The 5,043-nt window shown below is 36.0% G+C and carries 4 protein-coding genes and 1 pseudogene; all 5 read left to right on the top strand.

What is annotated here, in order from left to right; all coding sequences use genetic code 11:
- Positions 1–117 precede the first annotated feature (117 nt).
- The 5 genes and pseudogenes from KKG99_11470 to KKG99_11450 all read left to right on the top strand — a co-directional run bounded on the left by KKG99_11470 (position 118) and on the right by KKG99_11450 (position 4,802).
- A complete protein-coding gene (locus KKG99_11470; GenBank protein ID MBU1013617.1) occupies positions 118–1,587 on the top strand; it encodes an amidohydrolase family protein in 1,470 nt (489 codons plus the stop codon).
- A gap of 17 nt (positions 1,588–1,604) precedes the next feature.
- Positions 1,605–2,047 (top strand): annotated as a pseudogene (locus KKG99_11465) (ORF6N domain-containing protein).
- 134 nt (positions 2,048–2,181) lie between these two features.
- A complete protein-coding gene (locus tag KKG99_11460) occupies positions 2,182–3,042 on the top strand; it encodes a nucleotidyltransferase domain-containing protein (protein MBU1013616.1) in 861 nt (286 codons plus the stop codon).
- On the top strand, positions 3,043–3,891 hold the full coding sequence (locus KKG99_11455) for a metallophosphoesterase (GenBank protein MBU1013615.1): 849 nt from the start codon (positions 3,043–3,045) through the stop codon (positions 3,889–3,891).
- 26 nt (positions 3,892–3,917) lie between these two features.
- Entirely contained in the window at positions 3,918–4,802 is an 885-nt protein-coding gene (locus KKG99_11450) for a class I SAM-dependent methyltransferase (protein ID MBU1013614.1), read from the top strand.
- Positions 4,803–5,043: the final 241 nt, after the last annotated feature.

Here is a 5,043-nt window from a genome sequence, read left to right as displayed (position 1 = left end):
TTTTTAGATGGTTATCGCATACTAATTTACAAATATTATGATGTCAGCAATTAGTCATATATAAAATCTTTTATATTTGTTAAGAACTTAATTTAAAAATCCATAATTATAACCCTTATGAAAAACGCTCTTCCCTATTTATTACTACTCACCTTCCTGATTTATCCATTCAACTTTTTAAAATCTCAGCATGTCGGAATTGAAAATTCCGGGAAATATGACCGCTTTTTGATTAAAAATGTGATGTTGATTGATGGAAAAGGAACACCAATGAAAGGTCCAAATGATGTGATTGTTGAAAAAAACAAAATTACATCCATAACTAATACCAGAACTGGGGAAGATGCCTATGCCAATGAAAAACACATAATCGACGGTACGGGAATGTATTTATTGCCCGGTTTGATCAACAATCATGTGCACATCCATGAAAGGCCGAATTGTACACTTGAATATCTATACAAACTATGGTTGGCATGCGGTATCACTACTGTGCGTGATGTTGGTAGCGATGTTGCATTAACCTTAGCCGACCGACAAAAAAGCCAAATGGGTAATCTTATTGCTCCGCGAATTTTAATTTACATGGTCGTTCGCAATAAAGATGTAAAGGGTGCTGTTGCTCAGGTTCGTGAATTTAAAAAATTGGGTGCTGATGGGATAAAAATATTCGGTATGGACAAGGATGTGATGGAAGCTGTTTTGGCCGAAAGTCATGCATTGGGTTTAAAAGTGGCACACCATGTGGGGGTTGAAGAAACCGATGCGCGCGATGATATTCAATTTGGTACTGCAACCATCGAGCATTGGTACGGCATCCCTGATGCGGCGCTTATAGGCTCTCAGAATTTCCCATCCTGGTATAATTATAATAATGAAAACGATCGTTTCAGATGGGCCGGAAGTTTATGGAAAGAAGCCGACCCTGTTCGTCTCGAAAAAACACTAAAAGGAATGGTCGATCATCATGTGGCATGGATTCCAACTTTCGCGATTTATGAAGCTAACCGTGATTTACAAAGGGCCCAAAACCAGCCATGGTTCAATGAATATTTGCATCCAACATTGGCAAATTATTTTTCACCTTCACCTAAAAATCATGGTTCCTACCATTGGAATTGGACCACTACCGACGAAAAAAACTGGAAAGAAAATTATAAAATCTGGATGAAAGCCGTAAAAGATTATGCGGATATGGGTGGTTTGGTTGGTGCAGGCGAAGATGCCGGATTTATTTACATGATGTATGGATTTACTTATATCCGCGAGTTGGAACTGATGCACGAGGCTGGTTTTCATCCCATTGATGTAATGATGAATGCAACTGGCAATAATGCAAAAATATTAGGATTTGAGGACCAAATCGGACGAATTAAAGAAGGATTTTTAGCCGATTTGATTTTGGTTGAAGGCAACCCGCTGGAAAACTTAAAATACCTCTATCCTACCGGCATTAAAGTTGTTGAAGATGGAATCGTTAAAACTAAAGGCGGTGTAAAGTGGACCATTAAAGATGGGATTGTTTACGATGCCGTAAAAATGCTGGCGGATGTGAAACAGATTGTGGAGGAAGCAAAGAAGAAATAAATTCTTAGGTATCAAAGATAACATTACTGTATTTTTTTTTCTTCCGTATAAGGCTTTTAGCACAACAAATAAAAAGAAATCCCGAACATTTCCCTGAAGATTTTATGTTTGAACTCACAAAAGAGGAAAAAGAACAACTGGTCACAAATTGTGACCGGTTAAGAAACCTGAAACTTTCATCGGTTAATTCTATGGTATTCACAGAACAAGGTGTCGCTATGCTATCATCTGTTCTGAGATCAAGAAAAGCTATATCAATAAATGTTGAAATTATGTGAGGGCATTCGCCAGATATAGAGCAATATTAGTTGAAAGGCATGATTTAAGATCAGAAATACAAGCACTGGATGAAAAATTAAACAAAGTTTTCAAATTTTTGCTTGATAAAATTGATGCCCTGCATCAAAAGAATATTGAAAACCGTTCAAAAAAAATTAGATATAAAAGTTACGATATATAATTTATACCTAATAATATACCTGACTTTTCTATTATCATAATTAACATCCTCAAAACAACTTCAGCAAATTGCTATATTTGCCTGTATAAATCAAAAAAATGAGCATCTTTAGTTTTCTTTAAATAAAAATACATATGATCAGAAATGAATACCTCGACCAGGAAAAATTTAACAACCTGAGAGAGAGGGAGAAAGAGATGAAATGCCTGTATAAAGTTCAGGAAATAATAAGTGAAAATTTACGGCTGGATGAGTTTCTCATGGAAATAGTAAAACATATCTGGGGTGGGTGGCAATATCCAATGATCACAAGGGTTAAAATAATATTTGAAGACAAAATTTATAAAGAGTCGGGATGGAAAGAAACAGAGTGGGTTCAGTTCTCTGATATCATAATAGACGAAGAGATTTCAGGAAGGATCGAAGTTTATTATACTAAATTTAAACAGATGGTAAAAGATAACCAGTTTTTACCAGAGGAACAAAAATTATTAAACACGATAGCCTTTCAGGTTGGAAATTATATATTCAACAAAAGGTTGAAAAGGACCCTTGATATTTTAGATGCTGAAAAACTACAAAAAGAGCTAATAGATGATAATTCATCTTCCTTGATGCATTCACAAGCGAATGTTCATTGGAAATGGAGATACGACTTTGCAAACATCATTGCACAGAAGCTAGACATGAAAAAACTAGGTGTTAAAGCTTTCTATATTATAGGGAGTACTAAAAATGCAAATGCAGGTCCTGCAAGCGATATTGACCTTCTTGTTCACTTTGACGGTAACCCTACCCAAGAACTTGAACTCAAAGCATGGTTCGAAGGATGGAGTCTTTGTCTCTCAGAAATGAATTTCCTAAAAACAGGTTATAAAACTGATGGATTGATTGATTTACATATTGTTACCGACGAGGATATTAAAAATAAAAACAGCTTCGCTACCATGATTGGAGCCATTACAGATGGAGCAAAACTTATTAAAAAAATTTAGATGAGTAAATGTTTCTTTGTTACGGATCTTCATGGTCACATTGATAGATATGAAAAGTTATTTCTTCAAATTAAAGAAGAAAAACCGGAAGCTGTTTTTTTTGGAGGAGATATACTGCCACATCGTCTTAAGAAAATGGGAAATTATGATGATTTTACCACCGATTTTCTTTTCCCGAGCCTTTATCAACTCAAAAAGGATTTAAAGGATCGTTACCCCAAGATTTACTTAATTCTTGGAAATGACGATGCACGTAGCGAAGAGCAGAAGTTTCTGATAGAAAGCAACAATGGATTGTTTCATTATTCAAATCAACAAAAAATATCATTTGGGGATTACAGCATTTTTGGGTATTCGTTCGTACCACCAACCCCTTTCCAGATGAAAGATTGGGAAAAATATGATGTATCCAGGTATGTCGATCCCGGCTGTGTCCATCCTACTGAAGGATTTAGGACATTTGCTCCAACAGAAGATATCGAATATGCAACCATACAGAAAGATTTAGAAATTTTGACAGAAAATGAAGATATTTCCAAAGCGATATTCCTCTTCCACTCACCTCCTTATAAGACCTATCTCGACCGGGCTTCGCTCGACGGGATAATGGTTGATTATGTTCCAATGGATGTTCATGTTGGAAGTATTGCCATAAAACGATTTATTGAAGAAAGACAACCCTTTATCACCCTTCATGGACATATTCATGAATCGACCAGAATAACAGGTTTCTGGAAACAGCAAATAGGGAATACGGTTTCATTTAATGCAGCACATGATGGTCCGGAACTTTCCATCATTAAATTTGATCTCAAAGACCCTTCAATGGCCAAAAGGATCATCTGTTAGAGGACAAAAATCTAATCATCCAAAATATGAAAAAGTATCTAGACAATGATTTTAATTTAATCGAATACGTCAATGTCGCGGATGAATTGTCAATTTGGTCGGCACCATTTGGATTAAAACTGCTCGATTTCATTGATTATAAGCCAAATATTTCGGCAATCGATATTGGATTTGGAACCGGATTTCCGTTGACTGAACTTGCTATGCGACTTGGAGAAAGTTCCACCGTTTACGGAATTGATCCCTGGAAAGAAGCCATTGCTCATGTAAAGAGAAAGATTGATTTTTACGGAATCCAAAATATCAAAATAATCGAAGGTGTTGCAGAATCAATTCCACTTGATAATAATTCGATCGATTTAATTGTCAGTAACAACGGGATCAACAATGTTAGCGACATTGATAAGGTTATTTCTGAATGTTCGCGTATCATTAAACCTAACGGACAATTCGTACTAACGATGAATTTGGATAAAAGCATGATTGAGTTTTACGAACAATTTGAAATGGTTTTAGCTGAATTAAAACTGAATAAAGAAATTGAATTGATGCATCAACATATTTATCAAAAGCGCCGCCCACTCGATGAAATTATTTCCCTGCTACAAAAGCACGGATTTATCATCAAGGATTTAATACAGGATCGGTTCAATTATAAATTTACCGATGGCACTGCTATGCTGAACCATTATTTTAATCGATTGGCATTCATGGATTCCTGGATTAAAATTGTACCTAAAGATAAATTGGAACAGGTATTCGACCGTATTGAAATGCGACTAAACAACCAATCAATGATAGATGGCGGGCTTAAACTTAGCATTCCTTTTATATTGATTAATGCTACTAAAGAATCACGGGTATTAACCCCGGGGCAAGCCCTGGACGCAAGTTCCGGCGCCGAGCAGTAGGGTATTATACCCTCCGCCTAAGTGTCATACTTCATAATTCTGGTAACAAATAGGCGTTTGTGATAATTTGTTTAAATGACCTATTTTAATTATTTAACCATGCTTGTAAATTTAGATCACAGTTTCCCTTTCATTTCTTTGTGACCAAAGAAACCCCGCCTGCGGTCGGGCAGGGAAACAAAGAAAGTCTTGTGAATATCAGCTATGATCAGCTTGTTCCAATTTAAAGATTAAGGTGTAA

The organism is Bacteroidota bacterium (assembly GCA_018816945.1).
In the GTDB taxonomy this organism is placed as follows: domain Bacteria; phylum Bacteroidota; class Bacteroidia; order Bacteroidales.
Note: the sequence above shows the minus strand (reverse complement) of the source record. Positions and strands in the feature narration are given on the sequence as shown.